Annotated in this window: 22 protein-coding genes; 9 read left to right on the forward strand and 13 right to left on the reverse strand. The window is 74.7% G+C overall.

What is annotated here, in order from left to right:
• The first annotated feature begins 78 nt into the window (after positions 1-78).
• The 4 genes from ACFPK1_RS23115 (at position 79) to ACFPK1_RS23130 (ending at position 5,592) form a co-directional block, all read left to right on the forward strand.
• On the forward strand, positions 79-1,440 hold the full coding sequence (locus ACFPK1_RS23115) for a primosomal protein (RefSeq protein ID WP_378023305.1): 1,362 nt from the start codon (positions 79-81) through the stop codon (positions 1,438-1,440).
• Positions 1,441-1,589: 149 nt separating this feature from the next.
• A complete protein-coding gene (locus tag ACFPK1_RS23120) occupies positions 1,590-2,642 on the forward strand; it encodes a PA containing protein (protein WP_378023306.1) in 1,053 nt (350 codons plus the stop codon).
• A 291-nt stretch (positions 2,643-2,933) separates the two neighbouring features.
• The gene (locus ACFPK1_RS23125) at positions 2,934-4,139 is read left to right on the forward strand and encodes a D-alanyl-D-alanine carboxypeptidase family protein (RefSeq protein WP_378023307.1); all 1,206 of its coding nucleotides are present in this window, start codon (positions 2,934-2,936) and stop codon (positions 4,137-4,139) included.
• Positions 4,140-4,155: 16 nt separating this feature from the next.
• Entirely contained in the window at positions 4,156-5,592 is a 1,437-nt protein-coding gene (locus ACFPK1_RS23130; RefSeq protein WP_378023308.1) for an AMP-binding protein, read from the forward strand.
• 16 nt (positions 5,593-5,608) lie between these two features.
• Here the strand turns inward: ACFPK1_RS23130 and ACFPK1_RS23135 are convergent, their stop codons facing one another.
• On the reverse strand, positions 5,609-7,129 hold the full coding sequence (locus ACFPK1_RS23135; protein ID WP_378023309.1) for a flavin-containing monooxygenase: 1,521 nt from the start codon (positions 7,127-7,129) through the stop codon (positions 5,609-5,611).
• Positions 7,130-7,143: 14 nt separating this feature from the next.
• Positions 7,144-8,088: an alpha/beta hydrolase gene (locus ACFPK1_RS23140; RefSeq protein WP_378023310.1), complete on the reverse strand. Its 945-nt coding sequence runs from the start codon at positions 8,086-8,088 to the stop codon at positions 7,144-7,146.
• A 221-nt stretch (positions 8,089-8,309) separates the two neighbouring features.
• Here ACFPK1_RS23140 and ACFPK1_RS23145 point away from each other — a divergent pair, with 221 nt between their 5' ends.
• Complete coding sequence (locus tag ACFPK1_RS23145) at positions 8,310-9,587, forward strand: PucR family transcriptional regulator (RefSeq protein WP_378023311.1); 1,278 nt, start codon at positions 8,310-8,312, stop codon at positions 9,585-9,587.
• Between the two features lie 4 nt (positions 9,588-9,591).
• Here ACFPK1_RS23145 and yhjD read toward each other — a convergent pair whose 3' ends face one another.
• The 4 genes from yhjD to cofG form a co-directional block, all read right to left on the reverse strand.
• Complete coding sequence (gene yhjD / locus ACFPK1_RS23150; protein ID WP_378023312.1) at positions 9,592-10,650, reverse strand: inner membrane protein YhjD; 1,059 nt, start codon at positions 10,648-10,650, stop codon at positions 9,592-9,594.
• A gap of 85 nt (positions 10,651-10,735) precedes the next feature.
• A complete protein-coding gene (locus ACFPK1_RS23155; protein WP_378023313.1) occupies positions 10,736-12,220 on the reverse strand; it encodes a flavin-containing monooxygenase in 1,485 nt (494 codons plus the stop codon).
• 32 nt (positions 12,221-12,252) lie between these two features.
• Entirely contained in the window at positions 12,253-13,356 is a 1,104-nt protein-coding gene (locus ACFPK1_RS23160; RefSeq protein ID WP_378023314.1) for an FO synthase, read from the reverse strand.
• Entirely contained in the window at positions 13,353-14,687 is a 1,335-nt protein-coding gene (gene cofG / locus ACFPK1_RS23165; RefSeq protein ID WP_378023315.1) for a 7,8-didemethyl-8-hydroxy-5-deazariboflavin synthase CofG, read from the reverse strand. The genes ACFPK1_RS23160 and cofG overlap by 4 nt, the downstream gene beginning before the upstream one ends.
• 105 nt (positions 14,688-14,792) lie before the next feature.
• On the opposite strand from cofG, the gene ACFPK1_RS23170 reads away from it, so the two are divergent.
• A complete protein-coding gene (locus ACFPK1_RS23170; protein ID WP_378023316.1) occupies positions 14,793-15,956 on the forward strand; it encodes an MFS transporter in 1,164 nt (387 codons plus the stop codon).
• A 46-nt stretch (positions 15,957-16,002) separates the two neighbouring features.
• Here the strand turns inward: ACFPK1_RS23170 and ACFPK1_RS23175 are convergent, their stop codons facing one another.
• The gene (locus ACFPK1_RS23175; RefSeq protein ID WP_378023317.1) at positions 16,003-16,569 is read right to left on the reverse strand and encodes a TetR/AcrR family transcriptional regulator; all 567 of its coding nucleotides are present in this window, start codon (positions 16,567-16,569) and stop codon (positions 16,003-16,005) included.
• Positions 16,570-16,617: 48 nt separating this feature from the next.
• Between ACFPK1_RS23175 and ACFPK1_RS23180 the strand changes: the two genes are divergently transcribed.
• On the forward strand, positions 16,618-17,100 hold the full coding sequence (locus ACFPK1_RS23180) for a GNAT family N-acetyltransferase (protein WP_378023318.1): 483 nt from the start codon (positions 16,618-16,620) through the stop codon (positions 17,098-17,100).
• Between the two features lie 69 nt (positions 17,101-17,169).
• Complete coding sequence (locus ACFPK1_RS23185; RefSeq protein WP_378023319.1) at positions 17,170-17,601, forward strand: DoxX family protein; 432 nt, start codon at positions 17,170-17,172, stop codon at positions 17,599-17,601.
• A 117-nt stretch (positions 17,602-17,718) separates the two neighbouring features.
• Here the strand turns inward: ACFPK1_RS23185 and ACFPK1_RS23190 are convergent, their stop codons facing one another.
• The 6 genes from ACFPK1_RS23190 to ACFPK1_RS23215 form a co-directional block, all read right to left on the reverse strand.
• Positions 17,719-19,005: an AI-2E family transporter gene (locus ACFPK1_RS23190; RefSeq protein ID WP_378023320.1), complete on the reverse strand. Its 1,287-nt coding sequence runs from the start codon at positions 19,003-19,005 to the stop codon at positions 17,719-17,721.
• A 156-nt stretch (positions 19,006-19,161) separates the two neighbouring features.
• The gene (locus ACFPK1_RS23195) at positions 19,162-20,379 is read right to left on the reverse strand and encodes an NADP-dependent isocitrate dehydrogenase (protein WP_378023321.1); all 1,218 of its coding nucleotides are present in this window, start codon (positions 20,377-20,379) and stop codon (positions 19,162-19,164) included.
• Between the two features lie 112 nt (positions 20,380-20,491).
• The gene (locus ACFPK1_RS23200; RefSeq protein ID WP_378023322.1) at positions 20,492-20,884 is read right to left on the reverse strand and encodes a DUF3017 domain-containing protein; all 393 of its coding nucleotides are present in this window, start codon (positions 20,882-20,884) and stop codon (positions 20,492-20,494) included.
• 190 nt (positions 20,885-21,074) lie between these two features.
• Entirely contained in the window at positions 21,075-21,929 is an 855-nt protein-coding gene (locus ACFPK1_RS23205; protein WP_378023323.1) for a bifunctional methylenetetrahydrofolate dehydrogenase/methenyltetrahydrofolate cyclohydrolase, read from the reverse strand.
• A gap of 7 nt (positions 21,930-21,936) precedes the next feature.
• A complete protein-coding gene (locus ACFPK1_RS23210; protein ID WP_378023324.1) occupies positions 21,937-22,959 on the reverse strand; it encodes a DMT family transporter in 1,023 nt (340 codons plus the stop codon).
• 67 nt (positions 22,960-23,026) lie between these two features.
• A complete protein-coding gene (locus ACFPK1_RS23215; RefSeq protein WP_378023325.1) occupies positions 23,027-23,581 on the reverse strand; it encodes a hypothetical protein in 555 nt (184 codons plus the stop codon).
• 201 nt (positions 23,582-23,782) lie between these two features.
• Here ACFPK1_RS23215 and ACFPK1_RS23220 point away from each other — a divergent pair, with 201 nt between their 5' ends.
• A complete protein-coding gene (locus ACFPK1_RS23220; RefSeq protein WP_378023326.1) occupies positions 23,783-24,451 on the forward strand; it encodes a GPR1/FUN34/YaaH family transporter in 669 nt (222 codons plus the stop codon).
• Positions 24,452-24,498 lie beyond the last annotated feature (47 nt).

A 24,498-nucleotide genomic window follows, 5' to 3' on the forward strand; every position in this document is an offset into this window, starting at 1 on the left:
GGTACAGGCAGGTCACGACCGTCGTCATAGGGTGCGCCGCGCACCCCCCAGTCCCCCGGTTCGCGGAGGCCGCCCGGCATGGCGCAGGACATCATCCCGATCACGCTGGCGCTCACCGCCGGCGACCTCGTCACGCTGTGGGCTCCGCGGTGGCGTCAGGACGGCGAGGAGTGGGAGGCCTTCCTCGGTGACGACGACGCGTTGTTCGCCTTCGCGGACGCCGCCGACCTCGCGGCGTGGGTCGCGACCGCCGAGGAGTCCGGCCAGGAGCACGACCTCGCCGACCACCCCGCGTGGCCCGTCGTCGTCAAGCTCTCGGTCGACGAGCTGACCCCCGAGGACGTGCAGCGCTACGACGTCGTCGGCGTCCCCGAGCTGGTCGCGGGCGATCCCGACACGTGGACGCTCGACGACCTCGCCGAGGTCGCCGCGATGTGCCGCTCGCTCGCCGACGTCTGCGACCTCGAGGTCGTCCACGAGGTCCTCGACGCGACGCCCGCCTTCGCCGCGCTCACCGCCGGCCCGACCGCGTTCGCCGGCCGCGACGGCCAGGCCCTGTGGGGCGAGCTGGCCGAGGTCGTCGACGAGCGCTGGGACGAGGTCGTCGACGCGCTCGACGCCATGGTCACCACGCCCGAGGTCGACGAGGACCTGGCCACGCGACTGCGCGCCACGGCGACACCCCGGGACACCGGCGACGAGGCCGGCGACGCCGAGGGTGAGGAGGCCGCCCCGGCCGAGAACGCCGAGAACGACCCGGAGGACCCCGAGGCCGTCGCGACCGACCCGAAGGACGTGCCCGACGACGCCCCCTCCGAGCTCCGCGAGGACACCGCGGGCGAGTCGCTGCGCAGCGACCTCGTCGACGCCGCCGAGGAGCCCGAGGAGAGCTTCTGGGAGGAGGTCGGCATCGACCCCATCGCGATCACGACCTCCGAGGGCGAGGTCATCACCCTGCGCTGCTACCTCGACGACGCGCCGGTCTTCCTCGGGCGGCGCGGGACCATCGAGACCTTCGGCTCGGCGCGGGCCCTGCGCACGTGGATCGCGAACGAGGGGGCCGAGGGCCACGACCTCGCCGACGTCGCCACCTGGGAGGAGGTCGTCGGCGCCGCGACCGGCGGCGACCTGGAGATCGAGGTCGCCCCGGAGAACCGCTACGTGCTCGCCGGCGTCGCCGACGACATCGCCGAGGGCCCCGACGTCGTCGACGCCGAGCAGCTCGAGCTCGCCGTCGAGCTCGTGATCGACGCCGCCGACTGGGCCGACGACACCCGCACCCGCGAGGCGCTGGCGCCGTCGGAGAGCCTCGGCTGGCTCGTGTCGTTCGTCGTGCGCCCGGACCCGACGCGCCTCACGCCGTCCCCGCCGTTCGACCGCGAGGCCGCCGCGTGGCGAGGTCTCGAGGACCGTTTCCTGGGGCGCCTGCGCCGGCACTGAACCCGAGTGCACCCCTGGTGCTCGTGTGGTGGACCTTCGGCAGGCTGTCCATCACCCGGATGGGGTGGCGCCCCGAGGGGTGTTTACGCTTCGGCCCCGCCGAGTCCGGCCGTCCCCGGGGCCGGAACCGTCGCAGAGAGTGGGCGCGCGTGATCGACAACAGCCAGACCATGTCCTTCGACCGCATGCGCAGCATGCTGGTGCGGGCGGCCGAGGTCCGGGACAGCGAGCAGCAGCAGATCTTCGACTCGCTGGACGAGATCCACGGTCGGCTGGCGGCGCTCGACACGCTCGGCGCGCTGCGCAAGCGCCTCTCCGACGTGCCCGACCGCACCGAGATGAGCGTGCTCGCCGAGCGCCTCGACGAGACGGTCGCGAAGCTCGACGCGCAGGAGTCCTCGGTCTCCTCGCTCGCCCGGCTGGTCGAGGGCCTCGTCGACCGCGTGGCCGACCGCCTCGCCACCCCGTTCGCCCAGCTCGACGGCCGTCTCGACGGCGTCACCGGCCGGTTCGAGGGCGTCGCGGGGCGCATGGACGGGCTCGAGGACCGGATCGCCGGCCTGCACAAGCGCCTCGACGACCTCGACAACCGCCTCGACCGCCACGAGATGCGCCTCGACGGGCTGCCCGCCGCCGTCACCGGGCCGGTGCGCGAGCGCGTCGACGCCGTGGACGCCAGCCTGCGCGACCGCCTCGACGACCTCGCCCGCGGCGTCTCCGAGGAGATCACCGGCACCCGCGAGGCCGCCCGCACCGACGCCACCACCAGCCGCACCGAGGCGAGCACCCAGATCGGCGAGCTCACCTCGCGCCTCGAGGCGCTGTCGGGCCGGCTCGACCAGGTCGGCGGGCGCCTCGACGGCGTCGAGACCGGGATCAACGAGCGCGTCGGCGCGCTGTCGACGTCGGTGGAGAACGGGCTCGACCGCCTCGACGGCACGCTCGTCAGCCGCCCCGACCACGAGGCCGTCGTGGCCCTGGTGCGCCAGGCCAACGAGGAGTCCGAGCGCCGCAACGCCGGCCACCTCGACGAGGCGATGGCGACCTTCGCCGAGATCATCCTCGGCCCGGGCGGCGGCTCGTCCGGCTCGATGCCGGCGCCGCGCCCCACCGCCCGCCGCGGCTCGCGCAAGCCCGCCACCCGCGAGGCCCAGAACAACGGCACGGAGCTCCCGACCGAGAACCTCAGCGCCGAGGACTGAGCGCTCGCCCTGTTCCGAGCGAAGGGCACCTTCGCTCGGATAGACGGGCGAGGGGCGCCCCTCGCCAGAACGAGGGAGCTCGGTGCGGAAGTGCGCCTCCGCCCCGGTCCCCGAGATCAGGGGCACGCGGTGCGCCCCAAGGGCGCACCGGACGTGCCCCAGGTACCCGTGATCTCCCGCGAGGACCGGAACACGGCGACAGCACCGGTGGCACTCGCGGGAGATCGATCTGGCGAGGTGCCCGGCCCGTCGGTCCTCGCGGGCCCGGCCCCGGCGTCTAGGGTCGCCCCGGTGCGTTCCCGACGGCGCTTCGCGACGGTGACGGTGCTCCTGGCGCTCGCCCTGGGTGCTCTGCCCGGCGCGGCGGCCGCCCAGCCCGCCCTGCCCGCCGGCGCGTCCTGCCCGTTCGGCACCGCGCCCGGCCCGCCGGTCGACGAGTCCGAGGTGCCGCAGCCCGGCGCGCCCACCCCCGCGCCGCTCCCGGTGCCCGACCCGCCCGTCGGCGGCCCGGCGATGGGCGACTGCGGCGACGTCGTCGCCCCCGGGGCCCCGGCCGCGCCGGCGGTCGGGGTCGTGTCCTACGTGCTCGCCGACCTCGACTCCGGGCAGGTCCTCGCCGCCCGCAACGCGCACGCGCGGCTGCGCCCGGCGTCGTTGATGAAGACGATGACCGGCCTGCTCGTCGCCCGGCAGCTCCCCCTCGACGAGACGATCACCGGGACCCAGGAGGACGCCGACCAGGAGGGCACGCGCGTCGGCATGGGGCCCGGCGGCCAGTACACGATCCGCCAGGTGTTCGACGCGATGATGATGGCCTCGGGCAACGACGCCGCCCACGCGCTCGCGGTGCGCCTCACGGGCAGCGTCCCGGCCACCGTCGACCTCATGAACACCACCGCGCGCGAGCTCGGCGCTCTCGACACCCGCGCGGCCACCCCGTCGGGGCTCGACGGCCCCGGGATGCAGACGTCGGCCTACGACCTCGCGTCGATCTTCCGCGTCGCCATGCGCGAGGCGCCGTTCGCGCAGGCCGTCGCCACCACCCGCATCCCGTTCCCCGGCTGGGGCACCAACCCGCCGTTCGAGGTCGTCAACGACAACAAGCTGCTGACCACCGGCTACCAGGGCTACCTCGGCGGCAAGACCGGCTTCACCGACGACGCGCGGCACACCTTCATCGGGGCCGCCGAGCGCAACGGCCGCCGGCTCGTCGTCGTGCTGATGCGCGGCGAGCAGCGCCCCACGCCGATGTACCAGCAGGCGGCCGCGCTGCTCGACCACGGCTTCGCGCTCCCGTCGGTCGACGGCGTCGGCGCCCTCACCGACGGGCCCGTGGACGAGGACGGCCCGCAGGTCGAGATCATCCCCGAGACCGGGGCCGCCGGGCCCGTCCCGCCCGAGTCCGGGGCGGCGTCCTCGTGGGGCACGCCGCTGCTGCTCGTGGCGGTCGTCGCGGGCGTCGGTGGCCTCGTCGCCCTGCGCTCCGGGCGTCGCTGAGCGCAGGATCCCGCCCATGGTCGAGACCCTGGGCGACGCGTTCACCCGCATGGCGCGCGAGCGCCCCGACCGGCCGGCCGTGACCGATGACGAGGCCAGCTGGACCCGCGCCGGACTCGAGGCGCACGCCAACCGGTGGGCCCACGACCTCGCGGCGCGCGGCGTCCGGCCCGGCGACTTCGTCTCGATCGCGCTGCCCAACGTCGCCGAGCACTACGCGCTGACCCTCGCGGCCTGGAAGCTCGGCGCGGTCCCGCAGCCGCTGTCACACAAGCTGTCCGAGGGCGAGCTCGCCGCCGTCCTCGACGTCGTGCGCCCGCCGGTCGTGGCCGGGCTCGCGCCGGGCACCGACCCCGCCGTCGCGCCGGCGGGCACCACGGTGCTCGAGCTGGGCCACCGCCCGCAGGGCCCGGACACCCCGCCACCGCCCGCGCCGGCCCCGCCCGCGTGGAAGGCGCCGACCTCGGGCGGCTCGACCGGCCGACCCAAGGTCATCGTCGCGGGCGAGCCCGGGACGATCGACATCGTCGCGAGCCGGGCCGCGGTCTACCGCATCGAGCCCGACGGCACGTTCCTGTGCACGGCGCCGCTGTTCCACAACGCGCCGTACCTGTTCTCGCTGCTCGGGCTGATGCTGGGCAACCACGTCGTGCTCATGGGCCGCTTCGACGCGGCCCGCGCGCTGGCGCTCGCGCAGGAGCACGCCGCGACCTGGATCTACGCGGTGCCGACGATGATGGGACGGATGGTCAAGCAGCCGCGGCTGCCGGAGCTCCCCGCCCTGCGCACCCTGTTCCACATCGGCGCCCCGTGCCCGCCCGCGGTCAAGCGCGCGGTGATCGACTGGCTCGGGCCCGACCGCGTCCTCGAGGGCTACGCGGGCACCGAGGCGCAGGCCCGCACGTCGATCACCGGCCGCGAGTGGCTGGAGCACCCCGGCTCGGTCGGGCGCGTCACCGGCGGGGAGATCGAGGCGCGCACCCTCGACGGCGCGCGGCGGTGCGCCGTCGGCGAGGTCGGCGAGCTGTGGCTGCGCCCCGAGCCCGGCCGCACGACCTACCGCTACATCGGGGCGGAGGCGCGCGCCCGCCCGGGCGGCTGGGAGTCGCTGGGCGACATGGGCTCCTTCGACGGCGACGGCTACCTCTACCTCGCCGACCGGGCCACGGACATGATCGTCGTCGGCGGCCAGAACGTCTACCCGGCCGAGGTCGAGGCGGCGATCCTGGAGCACCCCGCGGTCGTCTCGGCGGTCGTCGTGCCCGCCCCCGACGAGGACCTGGGCTCGGTGCCCCACGCCGTCGTCCAGACGGACGGCGCCATCACCGACGCCGACCTGGACGCCCACGTCGCCGCGCGGCTCTCCCCGGCCAAGCGGCCACGGGCGTGGCGACGCTCGGCCGGGGCGCTGCGCGACGACGCGGGCAAGGTCCGGCGTTCGGCCCACCGGTAGGGAGGCGGCCGGCCGGCTAGCGGTACTGCAGGCTCCCGTCGTCGAGGTCGGCGGCGGGCAGGGTGTGGCGTTCCTCGGCGTACTCGTGCATGTGCGTCCACGGCGTGCGGTCGCCCTGCTTGAACATCTTGTCCTGGCTGCGCATGACGTAGCCGGAGTTGAAGTTGTCCGGCTCCGACCACGGACGGATCTCCATGTCCGCGTCCTCGGGCCGCAGGGTGGGCGTGACCGAGCGGGCCCCGCGGCTCTCCATCGTCGTCATCAGCCGGCAGATGAGGTCGCTGACGAGGTCGGCCCGCAGCGTCCAGCTGTGCCGGAAGTAGCCGAAGACGTAGGCCATGTTCGGGATGTTCGAGATCATGATCCCGCGCCAGGTGACCTGCCGCGAGACGTCGACGGGCTCGCCGTCGACGGTGAACGGGATGTCACCGAGGGCGCTGAGGTTGAACCCGGTGGCCGAGACGACGATGTCGGCCTCGAGCTCCTCGCCCGACGAGGTCCGGATGCCGGTCTCGGTGAAGGTGTCGATGGTGTCGGTGACCACCGAGGCCCGGCCCTCGCTGATGGCGGTGAAGATGTCGCCGTCGGGCACCACCGCGATCCGCTGCTGCCACGGGCGGTAGCCCGGGTTGAAGTCCTTCTCGACGTCGTAGCCCTCGGGCAGGTAGGGCCGCATCTCGTCGAGGAGCCAGGTCCGCGCCTCCTCCGGGGTCTCCTGGCACATCCGGGTCAGCTCGTTGAACTGCTCGATGTAGGCGCGGCGGAGGATCTCGTGGGTCCACTCCTCGGGGATGTCGAGGGCGCGCAGCTGGACCGCGAGCTCGTGCGTCTTCGGCACCGCCGCGATGAACGTCGGCGTGCGCTGCAGCATCGTCACGTGCGCGGCCGTCTCGGCCATCGCCGGCACGACCGTCGCCGCCGTCGCGCCGCTGCCGATGACGACGACGCGCTTGCCGGTCCAGTCGAGGTCCTCGGGCCACTGCTGCGGGTGGACGATGACGCCCCGGTAGCGGTCGGTGCCGGGCCACTCGGGGCGGTACGGGTCCGCGTGGTTGTAGTAGCCCTGGCACATCCACAGGAAGCCGCAGGTCATCTGCAGCGTCTCGTCGGTGTCCGCGCGGTGCACGTCGACCGTCCACCGCTGGTCCTGCGACGACCAGCTCGCGTTCGTCACCTCGTGGCGGTAGCGGATCGCCGCCTTGAGGTCGTCCTCCTCGATGACCTCGTCGAGGTAGTTGGTGATCTCCTCCGAGGTGGCGATCGACGGGCCCCGCCACGGCTTGTGGGCGTAGCCGTAGGTGAACAGGTCGGAGTCCGAGCGGGCGCCCGGGAAGCGGTGGGTCCACCACGTCCCGCCCCGGCCGGGCAGCTTCTCGAGGATCGCGAACGTCTTGTCGGGGAACCGCTCGCGCAGGTGGTGGCCGGCGTCGATGCCGGAGACGCCGGCGCCGATGACGAGGACGTCGACGTGCTCTGTGCCGTCGACGTCGCCGCTCCCGCCGGCCCGGGTGGTCGGGCTGCTCTCGGTGATGGTCACGGTGGCTCCTTCCCCTAGGCGGAGACGGTCGGGCTCAGGACGGGGCGCAGCGCGGCGACGGCGTCGTCCAGGGCCGCGCCACCGGACGGCGTCGCGCCGAGGGTCCAGAGGAAGCCGTGGATCATGCCGTCGTAGCGCTTGGCGGTGACGGTGTTCCCGGCCGCCTCGAGCTTGCCGGCGTAGGTCTCGCCCTCGTCGCGCAGCGGGTCGTACTCGGCGGTGGCGACGAACGCCGGCGGCAGCCCGGAGAGGTCGGGGGCGCGCAGCGGGAACGTGTACGGGTCGTCGGCGGGGTCGGTGGCGCCGAGGTAGTGCGCCCAGAACCACTGCATCGTGGCGCGGCCGAGCAGGTAGCCCTCGCCGTTGTCGGTGATCGACGGGCTGGTCCAGTCGAAGTCGACGACGGGGTAGAACAGCAGCTGGAACGCGATCGCCGGGCCGCCGCGGTCGCGGGCGGCGAGGCTCACGGCGGCCGCGAGGTGGCCGCCGGCCGAGTCGCCGCCGACCGCGAGGCGCGCCGCGTCCACCCCGAGCTCGTCGGCGTGCTCGGCGACCCACACGGTGGCGGCGTAGCAGTCGTCGAAGGCTGCGGGCTGCACGTGCTCGGGGGCGAGCCGGTAGTCGATCGACACGACGACGACGTCGGCGGCGTTGGCGAGCGACCGGCAGGGCCGGTCGACGGTCTCGAGGTCGCCGATCACCCAGCCGCCGCCGTGGAAGTAGACGAGCACGCCGCCGCTGCCGCCGCCGTGCGGGACGTAGATGCGCGCGGGGATGTCGCCGGCGGGGCCGGGGATCGCCCGGTCGGACACGGTGCCGACGTCCTCCGCCGGGGGCTGCAGGTCGACGAAGGCCCCGGCGGCCTGGCGGGCCTGCGGGACGGTCATGCACTCGATCGGCGGCATGCCTTGTTCGACCAGCGCGTCGAGGAGTGCCTGCGCCTCGGGGTGGACGGCCATGGGGGCTCCCGGGAGGTCGGGGACGGGTCCCAGCGAGCGTGATACAGCGCACACGGACCGCGCTTGTGCGCCGGGGACGAAACCGTGACCGGCGGCTTGTCCCCGCCGACGTCCGACACCGGGGTCACGCTGCGAGTGCTGGTCGTCACACGCCGGGGCGGCTACGGTCGCGAGCGGGGGCCGACGCGGGCGCACACACAGGTGGTGGTCGAGGGGTGGTCATGCTCGAGCCCTCCCCCGCCCCGGAGGACGCGGTGGCCACGGTCGCCGAGGTCGCGGCCGCCCTGGCGCCGCAGCGCGCCGAGGTCAGCGCCTCGATCAGCGACGTGCTCGCCACCCGCATCGAGGACCTGCGCGGCGACCCCGCCCTGCTCGACCTGCTCGCCGCGAGCGTCGAGGCCAACGTCGAGACGATCCTGCACGTGCTGCGCCACGACCTCGACCCGCGCGACGTCGAGCCCCCGGCCGCGGCGATGGCCTACGCCCGGCGCCTGGCCCAGCGCGAGGTCCCCGTGAACGCGCTGGTGCGGGCCTACCGCGTCGGCCAGTCGCACCTCATGGAGTGGGCATTCGCCGAGGCCGCGCGCCGTCCCGGGGAGGCGGCCGCGGCGGCGTCGCAGCGGATCGTGCTCGTGGTCATGGACTACGTCGACCACGTGACCCAGCACGTCATCGGCGCCTACGAGGCCGAGCGCGAGCACTGGCGCCAGAGCCGGCACGCGCTGCGCCTGGCGCGGGTGCGCGACGTCCTGGCCGGGCGGACGCCGAACGACCCCGACGAGCAGCTGGCCGTCGAGACGACGCTGGCCTACCGGCTCGCGCCGGTGCACCTGGGGCTGGTGGTGTGGGTCGACGAGCCGTCGCCCGCCGGGACCGGGGACTCGGTCGCGGCCCTGGAACGGGTGGCGCTGGACGTCGGGGCGGCGCTGGACGCCGTCGGACGCCCGCTGGTGGTGCCGTGGGACGCGGGCAGCGCCTGGGTGTGGGTGACGCGCCGCGACGACGGCGCACCGCCCCGCGAGGCCCTCGCCCGGGCGGTCGCGCGGCACGGCCCGGGGCTGCACGTGGCCTGCGGGGCCCCGCTGGCCGGCGTCACCGGGTTCCGCCTGACCCACGACCAGGCCCGCCGCGCCCGCGACGTCGCGCTCGCCTCGGGCACCGGCGCGCCGGCGGTGACGCTGTTCGACGAGGTCGGCGCGGTCGCGCTGCTGTGTGCCGACCGGGAGGGCGCGCGGGCGTGGGTGCGGCGGGTCCTCGGCCCGCTCGCCGATCCCGAGCCCGGCGTCGGGCGGTTGCGCGAGACCCTGCGGGTGTTCCTCGCGACCGGCGGCAGCCTGGCGACGGCGGCCCGGCGCCTGCAGGTGCACCGCAACACCGTCAAGTACCGCGTCGCCCGGGCCCACGAGGTGCGGGGCCGGCCGCTCGGTGACGACCGCCTCGACGTCGAGCTCGCCCTGCTGGCGTGCGCCTGGCTGGGGCCGTCGGCGCCGGCGGACTAGCGGGTCACGCGTCCCGGTCGCGGCGGCGGCCCAGGTTCAGCCCGAGCACGCCGAGGACGGCGCCCGCCCCGAGCAGGCCCGCCGCCGCGCGCGGCCCCGGGGTGCGCCCGACCGTCACCGCCGGCCGGACGATCACCGGGGCGGGCTCGGGGATCTCCTCGCGCTCGTTCTCCTTGAGCGTGGCGGCCCAGGCGGTGACGAACAGGATGAACCGCGAGACGAAGTTGGCGAACACCAGCAGACCGATGATCGGGCCGAACGCGGCGCCGGCGGGCGAGCTGGTCACGCTCGAGATGTAGACGGTCATGACCTGCTGGAGGATGACGAACCCGACCGCGGCGAGCAGCGCGGCGCGGGCCGCCGAGCGCAGCGTCACCGGCTCGCGGGGCAGCCGGGCGATGACCCAGAGGAAGACCAGCCAGTTCGCCGCGACGGTGATGACGATGCCGGCGATGACGAACAGGACGTGCGCCCAGCCGGCGTCGCCGAGCCCGAGGAAGTCGAGGATGGTGTTCGACAGCCCGGTGGCGATCGCGGTGACGGCGAACGACAGCATGAAGGCGAGGCCGAGGCCGACCATGGCGAGCAGGTCGCTGCCGTAGCGCTTGACGATCGACGGCGGCTCGCCGCGCTGGTCCCACTGCTCCGAGAGGGCCTCGCGCAGGTTGCTCATCCACCCGAGCCCGGAGAACAGGGCGCCGAGCAGACCGATGATCCCGACCGCCTGGCGCTGGGCGATGGCCTGGTCGATGACGGAGTTCAGCAGGTCGCCCAGCCCGGGCGGGACCGCGGCCGTGATGCTGTTCTGGATCTGGGACAGCAGCGCCTGGTCGTTGGCCAGCACGAACGCCGCGGCGGCGAACGCCACCATCAGCAGCGGGACGAGCGCGAGGATCGAGAAGAAGGTGATCGCCGCGGCGTAGTGGTCGCCGTGCTTCTCGGTGTAGCGGGTGGCGGCCTTGACGAGGTGGTCGAGCCACGGGTACTTCGCGCGCAGCTTCTCCAGCTGCGTCGGCTCGGTCGACCCGTTCGCGTCCGTGTCGGTCGTGCTGGCGCTCGTCATCGCTGGCGCGTTCCTCTCGCGGTCCCCGACTGGCGCGGACGCCCTCCGGCCCGCGTGGGACCTAGCTACCCCGCGTGGCCGATGGTCACGCGCCGCCGTCCGGCGTCGCCGGGACCGGCGACTGCCCGTAGGGGCGAGGGTCGAACGTCCCGTTGCGCGCCCGGAACGAGCGGGCGGTCCCGGGCCAGAGCAGGGTCAGGCGCCCGCTGGTCTCGTCGACGTACCAGCTGCGGCACCCGCCCTGCAGCCACACGGTGTCCGCGCTCATCGCGTCGATCTCGCGGGTGTAGGCCTCCTCGGCCTCCGCGGTGACCTCGAGGGGCGCGCCCGCCCCGGCGCCGAGGTGGTCGAGCGCGCCGAGGACGTGGTCGATCTGCGCCTCGATCATGTAGACGGCGGAGTTGTGCCCGAGGCTCGCGTTGGGCCCGTTGAGCACGAACATGTTGGGGAAGCCGTGCACCGCGGTCGAGGCGTGCGCGGTCATCCCGTCGGCCCAGCGGTCGGCGAGCAGGCCGTGCCGGCCCTCGATGCGCTGCGCGAAGGGCAGCCGCGTCGTCCAGAAGCCGGTGGCGAGCACGAGCGCGTCGAGCGGGTGGTGGGCGCCCGACGCCGCGACCGCCGTGGTCTTCTCGACGCGGTGCAGCGCGCTCGGCTCGAGGGTGACGTCGTCGCGCCCGAGCGCCGGGTAGAGGTCGTCGGAGATGACGATGCGCTTGCACCCGATCTCGTAGTCCGGGCGCAGGCGGGCCCGCAGGCGCGCGTCGGGCACCTGGGCGGCGAGATGGGCCAGCGCGCGCTCGCGCAACCGGTCGATGTCGGGGCGCACGCGTCGCCGCGCCCCGATGGCGCTCTCGGCCTCCTCGAAGAGCTCCTCGCGCAGGGCCCGCTCGGCGGCGGGGTCGAGCGCGAACGCGCGGCGCTCCTGCGCGGTGTAGGCGCGGTCGCCGCGCGGCACGACCCACGGCGGGGTGCGCTGGAAGACGACGAGGTGCGCGGCGGTGCCGGCCAGCGCGGGCACGATCTGGGCGGCCGAGGCGCCGGTGCCCACGACGCCGACGCGCTTCCCGGCCAGCGCGGCGGCGCCGTCCCAGCGCGCGGAGTGGAAGACCGGACCGTCGAAGTCGGACAGCCCGGGGATCTCCGGGATGCGCGGCTCGGACAGGCGCCCGGCGGCGACGACGAGCACGCGCGCGCGGTAGGTCCCCGACGACGTCGCGATCCGCCACCGGGTGCCGTCCCAGCGGGCGCGCTGCATCTCGGTGCCGAGGCGCAGGTGGGGGTCGAGGCCCTCGTCGCGGGCCGACTCGCGCAGGTAGTCGTGGATCTCCGGGCCCGGCGCGAACACCCGCGACCAGTCGGGCTTGGGGCGGAACGAGAACGAGTACAGGTGCGAGGGCACGTCGCAGGCGACGCCGGGGTAGCGGTTGTCGCGCCACGTCCCGCCGACCCCGTGCGCGCGCTCGAGGAGGACGAACGACTCGCGGCGGCGGCGGGCCAGCCGCACGCCCAGGCCGATGCCGGCGAACCCGGCCCCGACGACGGCGACGTCGACGTCGACGGGTGCGCTCACCGCGACCCGCCGTGATCAGCCACGACCCGAACCTACGCCCGGGTCGTGGGCGGGTGCCACGTCCCGGGCGCGCGCAGGACCGCCAGCCGTTCGGGGGACGGATCGCCGTAGACGGTGGTGCGCTGGCGGGGCGTGCGGCCGAGCTCGGCGGCGAGCGCCTCGACCTGCGCGAGCGTGAGCTGCCGGCCCGCCTCCGCCCCGGCCGCCGGGTCGAGCGCGCCGTCGAGGAGCAGGCCGCCGGCGTCGTCGGCGCCCCCGCGCAGCACCGCGGTCGTCAGCTCCGGCCCGAGCTTGGGCCACGCGGCCTGCACGTGGTCGATCCGCCCGTGCAGCAGCAGCCGCGCCACGGCGTGCAGCGCCCGCGTCTCCCGGGGTGTGTCAGCGTGGCGGCCACCCTGACGTTCAACGTCAGGAAAGCCACCAGCTGGGTGGGCCTCGGGCACCAGTGGCATGGCGATGAACTCGGTGAACCCGCCCGTCCGGTCCTGGATCGCGGCGAGCGCGCGCAGGTGCGCGACCTGCTGCGCCGGCGTCTCCACGTGCCCGTAGACCATCGTCGCCGTCGAGCGCAGGCCGACCTCGTGGGCCGTGGTGACGAGCTCGACCCACCGCGCCGCGGGGATGTCGGTGCCGCCGGTGAGCAGCGCGCGGATGTCGTCGTCGAGGATGCGCGCGGCGGTGCCCGGCACCGATCCGAGCCCGGCCTCGCGGGCGGCGACGAGGAACTCGCGGGGGCTGCACCGCAGGCGCGCCGCGGCGTCGGCGACCTCCGCGGGGCGGAACGCGTGCAGGTGCAGCGGGACCCGCCCGGTGACGAGCGCGACGAGGTCGAGCGGGGCGCGGTCCGGGACGTCGGCGGGCAGCGGGCCCTGCACGCAGATCTCGGTCGCGCCGAGCGCCCACGCCTCGTCGACCAGGGCGTCCGCGTGGTCGGGGTCGCGCACGACGGCGGTGTCGAGGTTGCGGTTGGCGACGAAGGTCAGCTGGTCGCCGACGGCGTCGCGGCGCAGCCCGTCGGCCAGGGCGGCGAGCGCGTCGAGCTCCTCGCCGTCGACGCCGAGCAGGGCGACGTAGGCCTCGTCGGACAGGCCGGCGGGGTCGGCCTCGGCGCGCGTGAGGTGGGCGCGCGTGCTCACCGCGCCGCTGCCGGCTGGCGGGGCCGGGCCAGGCCCTGCTGGTCGGCCAGGGCGATGACCGGGTCGACGAGGTCGGGGTGCAGCCACTGGTTCGGGTCCCGCACGTAGCGCGGGTAGACGGTCAACCTCGGGGTGAGGGTGAACCCGGCGGCGCCGGTGACGGCGCGCAGCGCGTCGAGACCGGGCCAGGGACGCTCGGGGTTGACGTGGTCGGGGGTGACCGGCGAGACGCCGCCCCAGTCGTCGATGCCGGCGCGCAGCAGCAGGGCCTGGTCGTCGGCGGCGCTCTGCGAGTCGTCCAGCTCGCCGGCCAGGTTCGGCGGCGCCTGGACACTGACACCGAGTGGCATGATCAGGCGCGCGACGGCGACCGCGGCGACGAACGCGTCGAACTCGGCGTCGGGCTCCCCGCGCATCGCCGTGTCGGGCTTGGCGCGGAAGTTCTGGACGATGACCTCCTGCAGGTGCCCGCCCCGGCGCGCCGACTCCGCGAGCACGAGCAGCGACTGCGCCCGCTCGGCGCGGTGCTCGCCGATGCCGACGAGGATCCCGCTGGTGAACGGGACGCGCGCGCGTCCGGCGTCGTCGATCACCCGGCGGCGCAGCGCGGGCTCCTTGTCCGGGGAGCCGTAGTGCGCGCCGCCCGGCCGCGACCAGAGCCGCGTCGCGGTGGTCTCGAGCATCATCCCCATCGACGGCGACACCCCGCGCAGGCGCTGGAGCTCGAGGAGGTCCATGACGCCGGGGTTGAGGTGAGGCAGGAGGCCGGTCTCCTCCAGCACCGCGCGGGCGGACCGCTCGACGTGCTCGAGGGTGGAGGTCAGGTCGCGGGCGCCCAGCCAGTCGCGGGCGGCGGCCCAGCGCTCCTCGGGGCGGTCGCCGAGGGTGAACAGCACCTCGGTGCAGCCCTGCTCCGCCCCCTCGCGGGCGATGTCGAGGACCTCGTCGCGCTCGAGGTACGCCGCGGGCAGGCGCCCGGGCACGGTGGCGAACGTGCAGTAGTGGCAGCGGTCGCGGCACAGGCGGGTCAGCGGGACGAAGACCTTGGGGCTGTAGGTGACGACGCCGGCGCGCCCCTCGCCGGCGAGGTGCTCGTCGCGGCGGGCGGCGGCGAGCCCGAGCAGCGCGTCGAGCTCCTCACCCCGCGCCGCGAGCAGCGTCGTCGCGTCGGCGAGCGTGGCCGGGTGCTCCGGGTCGGCGGCGAGCGCGCCGTCGGCGGCCCGCCCGAGCGCCACCCGCACCTCGGTGCGCGGCGGCTCGGCCGGTGCCGGGAGCTCGGCCAACGGCCGCGGGAGCGACAGCGGGTGCGGGAGATCGGCGGGGACGACCACGGCCTCGAACGTACGCGCCGCGCGGGCGATGCGGCATCGCCGGCGTGGTGGGGGGGTCGCCCGATCACGGAGCGGGCCGTCCGCGCGTGGTCCAGGGTGGGCGAGGTGGAGGCCCGGAGCCGCGCCCTCGCCGCGCTGTGCGTGACCGAGATCGTGAGCTGGGGCGTCCTGTACTACGCGTTCCCGGTGCTCGTGAGCGCGATCAGCCGGGACACGGGCTGGTCGGTCGGCGCGGCCACCGGCGCGTTCTCCGTCGGGGCGCTCGTCTCGGCCGGCGGCGGCATCGTCGTCGGGCGGCTCATCGACCGCCACGGCCCGCGTCCCGTCATGACGGCGGGCTCGATGGTCGGCGTGCTCGCCGTGGTCGCCATCGCGACGGCGCCGACGCTGCCGTGGTTCTACGCGGCGTGGGCGCTCGCCGGGCTCGCGCAGGCGGCGACGTTCTACCCGCCGGCCTTCGCGGCGCTCACCGGCTGGTACGGCGAGGACCGCGTCCGCGCCCTGACGACCGTCACCCTCCTCGGCGGCTTCGCCAGCACCGTGTTCGCCCCGCTGACGGCCGCGCTCCTCGGCGCCCTCGGGTGGCGCGGCACCTACCTCGTGCTCGCCGTCGTCCTGGCCGTCGTCACCGTGCCGCTGCACGCCGCCTTCCTGACCCCGCCGTGGCGCCCGCACGAGCGCGGCGCCGACACGGAGGCCGCGGACGCCGAGCACGCGCGGTCGGTGCTGCGCAGCCCGCGGTTCGCCGTGGTCACCGCGGTGATGACGGTCGGTGCCTTCGGGCTCTTCGCGACGACGATCAACCTCGTCCCGCTGCTCATGGGTCGCGGGCTGGACCTCGGCCTCGCCGCGCTGGGCCTGGGGCTCACCGGGGTCGGGCAGGTGGCCGGGCGGCTGACGTTCGTGCCGCTGGTGCGGCGGTCGACGCCGCGCCTCCGCGTCGCCGCCGTGCTGCTGCTCGGCAGCACCGGGGTGATCGCGCTCGCGCTCGTGCCCGGGCCGGCGGCGCTGCTCATCGCGCTCGCGGTCGTCGCCGGCGTCGGACGGGGGCTGAGCACGCTGCTGCAGGCATCAACGGTGTCGGACCGCTGGGGAACGCGCGCCTTCGGCCGCATCAACGGCGTCTTCTCGGCGCCGGTCACGCTCGCGGTGGCTCTGGCGCCGGCCGGGGGTGTCGCCGTCGCGGGCCTCGCCGGCGGGTTCCCGGCGGCGTTCCTCGTGCTGGGCGGGGCGACCGTCCTCGCGGCGCTCGTGGGCCTCGTCGCGTGAGGGCCTGCGGCCTCGTGAGTGATCCGGATGGCCGGGGCGACCCGGATCACTCACGAGGCCGGAGGCCATCGAGGTGCGCGGCGACGGCGGCGTCGAGGCGGGCGGTGTCGCCGGTCGCGAGGAGGTCGAGCAGCGCCCCGCGCAGGACCGCCAGCAGCAGCGCGCGCTCGGCCGCACCGGCCGCGGTGTCGCGGCGGGCGGCGGACTGGTGGTCGGCGAGCAGCGCGTCCCAGTCGGCGACGGTGCGCGCCGCGAACCCCGCCCACGGCCCGGCGCCGTCGTCGGCGACGGAGTGCGTGTAGCCCTCGAGCCACAGCCGCACCAGCGCCCGGTGCGGAGGCGCCGCCAGCCACGCCCAGACGCGCGCGCCCACCGCCGCGAGGTCGCCGCCCTCGCCGACGGCGTCGACGACCGCGAGCTGGTCGGCCCGCGAGCGCGCCAGCAGCGCGCGCACCAGCCCGTCCTTGCTGCCGAACAGGAACAGCAGCACGCGCGGGCTCGACCCGATCGCCTCGGCCAGCGGACGCAGGGACATCCCGGCCCAGCCGTGGTCGAGCACCCACGCGTACGCGGCCTCGAGCAGCTCCTGCTGCCGCGCGGAACCCTCCGACACCCGCTCAGTGTGCTTCACTGAAACACTCGTTTCAGTGAGGAGGTCGTGATGAGTGAGGTGACGATCAGGGAGCTGGGCCGCCCCGGGGACCTGGGCTGGGTGCTGATGGCCCACGGGGAGCTCTACGCCGCCGAGTACGACTGGGCCGTCGAGGCCGTGACCTCGCGGATCGTCGCCGACCACGCGGCCCACGCCCGGCCCGGGCGCGACGCCGGCTGGATCGCCGAGCTCGACGGCGTGCGCGTCGGCAGCGTGCTGTGCGTGCACGAGGACGAGCGGACGGCCCGCCTGCGCCTCCTGCTCGTCGACCCGGCCGCGCGCGGCCACGGCGTCGGGCGGTCGCTCGTCGCGCGGTGCGTCGCCTTCGCCCGGGACGCCGGCTACGCACGCCTCGTGCTGTGGACCAACGAGCCGCTGGCCGCCGCGCGACACCTCTACCTCGAGGCCGGCTTCGTGCTCACCGGCGAGGAGGACCACACCGCGTTCGGCGGCGTGGAGCACGGCCAGTCCTACGAGCTCGCGCTCGCCTGACCCCTTGACCGCACTCCTCGGTCCTGTTTTCATATCAACCTAGAGGTTGTCCAACCGAGGAGATGAACGATGAGCACCACGACCGCCACCGAGGCCCCGATCGCCGCGCGTCCCCGGGCGGCGCGCTGGGGCCTCGTCGTCCTCCAGGTCCTGCTGGCCGCGCTGTACCTGATGTCCGGGTTCGGCAAGGTCTCGCTCGACCCGACGAACGTCGCCGGCTTCGCGATGATGGGGATCGGCCCGGCGGGCGTGGTGGCGCTCGGCGTGGTCGAGCTGGCCGCCGCGATCGGGCTGCTGGTCCCCCGCCTGGCCGGGCTCGCGGCCACCGGCTGCGTGGTGCTGATGACGGGCGCGGTCGTGATCACCGCGGCGACGCTGGGCGGCGCGATGATCCTGCTGCCGGCCGTAGTGCTCGTGCTCGTCGCCGTGGTGGCGTGGGTGCGCCGCGCCGAGACCGCCGCGCTGGTCCGTCATCCGCGCGCGGTGCTGCTCGGTCGCTGACCCGACCGACGCACGCGAGGGCGGCTCCGGAGCCGGGGCCGCCCTCGCGTGCGTCGAGCTGGTGGATTTCCTGTTGTTGGACGTCAGCGTGGCCGCCACGCTGAGACACCCCGTGCCTCAGCCGCCGGCGGGCCGCGCCGTTCCCGGGGAGGTGCCGTCGGAGCCGGGGACCGTGGTCGTCGCGGACGGCTCCTCGGAGTCACCGGAGTCGTCCGAGGCGTCGGGGTCCAGATCGGTGCCCACGTCGGTGTCGTCGTCCTGCATCTCGGCGACCGCGTCCTGGCTCGGCTCGTCCTGGTGGCCGGTGCGCAGGTCGATCTGCTCGCCGAAGTAGCGCAGGATCTCCGCGATCACCGCCGCCACCGGCACCGCCAGGAACGCCCCGGCGATGCCGGCGAGGCTCGAGCCCGCCGTCACCGCGAGGATGACGATCGCCGAGTTGAGCCCCAGCCCGCGGCCCTGGACCAGCGGCTGGAGCAGGTTTCCCTCGATCTGCTGCACGGCGAGGATGAGGATCAGCACCCCGATCGCCGTCCCCGGCCCCTGCACCACCAGCGCGATGAGCACCGACAGCGCCCCGGCGACGAGGGCGCCGATGATCGGGATGAACGCGCCGAAGAACGTCAGCACCGCCAGCGGCAGGGCCAGCGGGACGCCGAAGATGACCAGGCCGACGCCGATGAACAGCGCGTCGACGAACCCGATGAGCGCCTGGCTGCGGATGAACCCCCCGAGACGCAGCCACGAGCGGGCGCCGATCTCCGCGAGGTGGCCGCCGGACGTCGGGCCCGCGACGCGGCGCAGCCACGGCAGGAACGTCGGGCCGTCCTTGACGAACAGGAACGCCAGCACGAGCGCGAGCACGGCGTTGATGACGCTGTTGGCCACCGTCGTCAGGCCGGTGAGCACGCCGGTGGCGATCTGGCCCGCGCTCTGCTGGATGCGCTCGACCGCGGCCTGCACGTACCCGCCGATCTGGCTCGCGCCCAGGTTGAACGGCGGCCCCTGCAGCCAGCTCTGGATCTGCTGGATCCCGCCGACGGCGCCCTGCCCGATCGCCGGGGCCTGCCCCGCGACCGCCGGGGCGATGGCCGCGATGATCCCGCCGAAGATCGCCAGCCCCAGCAGCAGCACCACCGCGGTCGCGAGCGTCCCGTTCCACCCGTGGTTGCGCAGCCACGTCACCGGCGGCTCCAGCACCGTCGCGATGACGAGCCCGAGGAACACCGGGAACATGACGTCCCACAGCGAGATCACCAGGAACCCGACCACCGTGAGGGCGGCCACGACCAGCAGGAACCGCAGGCTCCACCGGGCGGCCCACGCGAGCCCCTCGCCGATGACGTGCCCGCGTGTGGGCGTGTGACCACGCGCGATGTCCCGGGAGGCGGGGGCCTCGTCCATGGAGCCGAGTCTGTCAGTGATGGGGGGTCCTCCGGCGGCGACGTGCGGCGGGGCGGCCGAACGGCCCGGGGTGCCCGGCGACGGCAGGTCCTATCCCCCGAACGAGGGGCCCCGCCCGACGACGTCGGACGAGGCCCCTCGGCGAGTCGGGCGCCGCTAGCTCGCGACGGCCTTCTGCAGGCCCTCGTCGATGGCGTCGAGGAAGTCCTGGGTGTTGAGGTACGGCGCGTCCTTGCCGATCAGCAGCGCCAGGTCCTTGGTCATCTTGCCGTCCTCGACGGTCTTGATGCAGACGTCCTCGATCTTCTGCGCGAAGTCGACGAGGGCGTCGTTGCCGTCGAGACGGCCGCGCTGGGCGAGGCCACGGCTCCAGGCGAAGATCGACGCGATCGGGTTGGTCGAGGTCTCCTTGCCCTGCTGGTGCTGGCGGAAGTGCCGGGTCACCGTGCCGTGGGCGGCCTCGGCCTCGACGGTGCCGTCGGGCGTCATGAGCACCGAGGTCATCAGACCGAGCGAGCCGAAGCCCTGCGCGACGATGTCGGACTGCACGTCGCCGTCGTAGTTCTTGCAGGCCCAGACGTAGCCGCCCTCCCACTTCAGGGCGGCGGCGACCATGTCGTCGATGAGGCGGTGCTCGTAGGTCAGGCCGGCCTTCTCGAAGTCGGCCTTGAACTCCGCCTCGAAGATCTCCTCGAAGGTGTCGCGGAACATGCCGTCGTACGCCTTGAGGATGGTGTTCTTGGTCGACATGTAGACCGGGTAGTTGCGGTCCAGCCCGTAGCGCAGCGAGGCGCGGGCGAAGTCGACGATCGAGTCCTTGTAGTTGTACATGCCCAGTGCGACGCCCCCCTCCTCGGGGAACTTCGCGACCTGGAACTCCATCGGCTCGCCCTCGCCGTCGGGCGTGTAGCTGATGGTGACGGTGCCCGGGCCGGGGACCTTGAAGTCCTGTGCGAGGTACTGGTCGCCGTGGGCGTGACGACCGACGACGATCGGCTTGGTCCAGTGCGGGACGTAGCGCGGGATGTTCTGGCAGACGATCGGCTCGCGGAAGATGACACCGCCGAGGATGTTGCGGATCGTCCCGTTGGGCGAGCGGTACATCCGCTTGAGGCCGAACTCCTCGACGCGCGCCTCGTCCGGCGTGATCGTCGCGCACTTGACGCCGACACCGTGCTTCTTGATCGCGTTCGCGGCGTCGACCGTGACCTGGTCGTCGGTCTCGTCGCGGTGCTCGATGCCGAGGTCGTAGTACTCGAGATCGATGTCGAGGTACGGGTGGATCAGCTTGTCCTTGATGAACTGCCAGATGATCCTGGTCATCTCGTCACCGTCGAGCTCGACGACGGTGCCCTCTACCTTGATCTTCGCCACGACTCGAGAGACCTCCTCATGGGGCGCCGACCACCGGCGCCGGCTGGCTCGTCCGCACGCTATCAACGCGCGTGCGGGCGACGACGGGTGAGGAATACCCAGGTGGGCGGCGTCACCGGCTCGCGAGCGGGCCACCCGTGATGGTGAGCGAGACCAGGACCATGACGAGCCCGAACAGGACGTAGGTGACGATGTCGACCCGGCGGCTGCGGACGGCCAGCAGACCGGCCGCGGTGCGGGTCAGGCTCGCCCGCAGGACCCCCGCGAGCAGCAGCGCGAGGCCCAGCTCGGTGGTGCCCTCGCGCCAGTGCTGCAGGCCGATCCGGGCGAACGCCACGGCCACCACCAGCATCACCGCGAGGAACGCCACGTGACCCCGCAGCTTGCGCAGCGTCTCCGCGCGGGATCGCGGGGGGCGGGCGTGGCGGCCCGCCGGGAGCATCTCGGTGGGGCTCTCGTCCGGCGGCGGCATCCCGGGGCGCGACGTCGGTGACGTCGGGGACACCGGCGGCACCGTCCGGGACGCCGGCTGCGGACCCGACCGCGGCGCGGGACGCGGGGCCGGGGGTGCGGCGGCCTCCGCCGTCGCGTCCGCGGCACCGGCGGGTGACCCGGACCGCGATCCGACCGCCGGCGGACCCGGTGGGGGTCCCGGCGGTCGTCCCGGTCGTGGGGTCACGGCGGTCATCCGATGCTCATCCGTTGCTCTGGCGCTCCGCGCGCTCGACGACGTTGGTGAGCAGCATGCCGCGCGTCATCGGGCCGACGCCGCCCGGGACCGGGGCGAGGTAGGAGGCGACCTCGGCGACCTCCGGCGCGACGTCGCCGACCAGGCCGTTCTCCCCGCGGGTGATGCCGACGTCGAGCACGGCGGCGCCGGGCTTGACCATGTCGGCGGTGACGAGCCCGGGGACGCCGGCGGCCGCGACGACGACGTCGGCGGCGCGCAGCTCGGACGCGACGTCCTTGGTGCCGGTGTGGCACAGGGTCACGGTGGCGTTCACCGAGCGCAGGGTGAGCAGCAGGCCCAGCGGGCGGCCCACGGTGACCCCGCGGCCGAGCACGGTGACCTTGGCGCCGTTCAGCGGCACGTCGTAGCGGCGCAGCAGCTCGACCACCCCGCGCGGGGTGCACGGCAGCGGGCCCGGCTCCTGGAGCACGAGCCGCCCGAGGTTGGTGGGGTGCAGGCCGTCGGCGTCCTTGTCGGGGTCGATCCGCTCGAGCACCGCGCCGGAGTCCAGCCCCTTGGGCAGGGGGAGCTGGACGATGTACCCGGTGCACGCCGGGTCGGCGTTGAGCTCGTCGATGGCGCGCTCGACGTCGGCCTGGGTGGCGTCGGCGGGCAGGTCGCGGCGGATCGAGTCGATCCCGACCTTGGCGCAGTCGTTGTGCTTGGCCTTGACGTAGGAGTGCGACCCCGGATCATCGCCGACGAGCACCGTGCCGAGGCCCGGCGTCCGGCCCGCGGCGGTGAGCGCCTCGACCCGTGCCTTCAGGTCGTCGAGGATCGCGGCGAGGGTGGCCTTCCCGTCCAGCTTGGTCGCGGTCACGTCCTCATCATGGCAGGGCGGACCCCGTGTTCCGCGCAGCTGACCGTCGCAGTGGCCACGGGGCGGACGCGACGCCCGCCGCGACGAGGGTCAGCAGCGCCCCGAGCACGGTGGTCGGACCCGGTGTGCCGGCGGCCGAGGGCAGGACGAGGTCGAGCACCAGGGCGCCGACGATCTGCCCCGCGACCGCGCCGAGCGAGAGCAGCAGCACCCCGACCTGCCCGACGACCCACGCCCCGAGCCCGATGAAGATCGCGCCGAACGGCCCGCCGAGGTAGAGGTACCAGGCGCTGGGCAGCGGGTTCGGCGGGCCGAGCACGAGCACCGCCACGATCGCGGCGACCACCAGGGCCGCGCCCCCCACGATGAAGTTGACCGTCGCGGCGGGGAGCACCGAGGCGACCACGGAGTCGCTCTCGTCCCGCGCGGACGCGCTCCGTGACCCGCCCGCGGCCGCCGCGACCCGACCGTTGAGGGCCTGCTGGGCGGCGACGGCGAGGCCGGCGGCGAGCGGGAGCAGCGCGAGCACCACCGGCGCGTCGGTGCTGACCGACGGCGCCACCGAGAGCACGACCGCGCCCAGCATCAGCACGGCCCCGACGATGCGCGGCGGGGTCGTGGCCTGCGGTCCGGCCGGCCCCAGCCCGACGCGGTCGACGACCAGCCCGCCGCCGGACTGACCGGCGACGACGGCGATGGTGAACAGCGCGGTGCCCAGGACGTGCGCGGTCAGCCCCTGGCCGGCGACGAGCAGCGCGCCGCCCAGGCCGCCGAGCAGCTGCCAGGTCCGCAGCTGCCCGCGGCGCCGCGCGGAGCCGACGCGCCCGAGACCGCGCCGGCCGGCGGGCAGCAGGGCCAGGAGCACGAGCAGCAGGACCAGGCCGAGCCCGAAGGAGATCACCGCGGCCACCACGCCGTCGCCGAGCTCGGCACCCAGCTCGGCGTTGACCCGGGCCTGGCCGACGATGAACGCGCCGGTGACGAAGGCCCCGAGGAGCCCGAGCGCCGTGCGCGAGGAGGGTGCCGCCACGGTCACGGGAACCTAGCGCGCACACCGTGTGCCCGCCCGGTGACCGGTTGTTCGCGACCGGTCCGGCTCAGCGGGCGCGGCGACCGAGGCGCGCGGTGAGCGTCGGCGAGGACGTCGCCGCGTTGGTCGCCGCGACCCCGCCCGCGTAGACGGCGTGCTGGACGAAGCTCGTCACCACCAGCCGGCGCTCCCAGCGCCACGGCGGCGGGGTCTCGCCGAGCACCGGGAAGAGGGCGAGCGCCATGACCTGCGAGGCGGCGAAGAACACCAGCCCGGCGGCCGGCTCGCGTCGCAGGGCGTGCTGCAGGGCGACGTGCGCGGCGCCGACCACCGACCCGTAACCCCAGTGCACGACCCAGAACAGCACCCGGCGCTCCCGCGGCGAGCGCGGCACCCAGCCGACGGCGAGGCCGGTGAGCGTCGAGGCGGCGACGACGACCTGGTCGCTGTCGTCGTAGTCGAGGACGACGCCGGCCTCCTCCGGCGTCACCCCGTGTCGCCGCGCGAAGCGGCGACGGCGAAGATGGGCCGCGAGGGCCATCGCGCCGGTGCCCACGGCGCCGCCGACCACCCCTCGAGCGGCTTCGCGCAGCACTCGTGCGTCCTGTCGGCGGGCGGCCATGCGGGCAGCATGCCCCCTGGATCGGTTCACGATGCGGATGGACAGGTCCCCCCTCCGTTCGTCCCCCTCCGTTCGTCCGGTGCCCGCGTAGCCGTGTCCCACACCACACTCGTCTCACACCGGATTCACGCCGTTGCGCCGCGTAGCGCAAGGGGGCGAGCCCCGCGGGCGGATCCCGGTCGGACACACGAAGGAGTGGGGATGACCACGATCGACGAGCAGTCCAGCGCCGCCCACGCGGCCCCGGATGCCGAGGCCGACGCGGCCGCCGCCGCCGCGGCGGGGGCCAACCCGGCGCTGGTGGGTGTACCCACTTTCGTCATCGGGTCGGTGGCGCTCGGCCTCTACCTGATCGGCTTCACCGGCGCCGCGAGCACCGCACTGGTGGGCATGCTCCCGATCCTGTTCATGTGCACCGGGATCGGCCAGCTCGTGGCCACGGTCTGGGCGGTGCGCGTGGGGGCGGGCGCCCCGGCCGCCATCTTCGGCATCTTCACCGGGTTCTGGCTGAGCTTCGCCGTGCTCGCCACCTCGCTCGGGGCGGACTGGTTCGGACCGACGTCGACCGACACCGCCGTGGCCACCGGGGCGCAGGAGACCTTCCTGCTGACCTGGCTGATCGGCGTCGTCGTGCTCACCGTGGCCTCGCTGCGCCTGCCGTCGGTGTTCACCCTGCTGTTCGTGCTCATCGACGCCGCCCTGCTGATCGTGCTGCTGGGCACCTCGAGCGGCTCGACGGGCCTGCTGACCATCGGCGGGATCGTGGTGTTCGCGTTCGCCCTGGTCGGCGTCTACCTCTTCGTGGACGCCCTGGGCCAGGCGACGGGCGGGAAGCCCATGCCCATGGGCAAGCCGATCGTCGGCGGCTGACGGACCCCCTTTCTGAGCGAAGGGCACCTTCGCTCGAGTGGACGGGC

This window comes from Actinomycetospora rhizophila (assembly GCF_042657905.1).
In the GTDB taxonomy this organism is placed as follows: Bacteria; Actinomycetota; Actinomycetes; order Mycobacteriales; family Pseudonocardiaceae; genus Actinomycetospora; species Actinomycetospora rhizophila.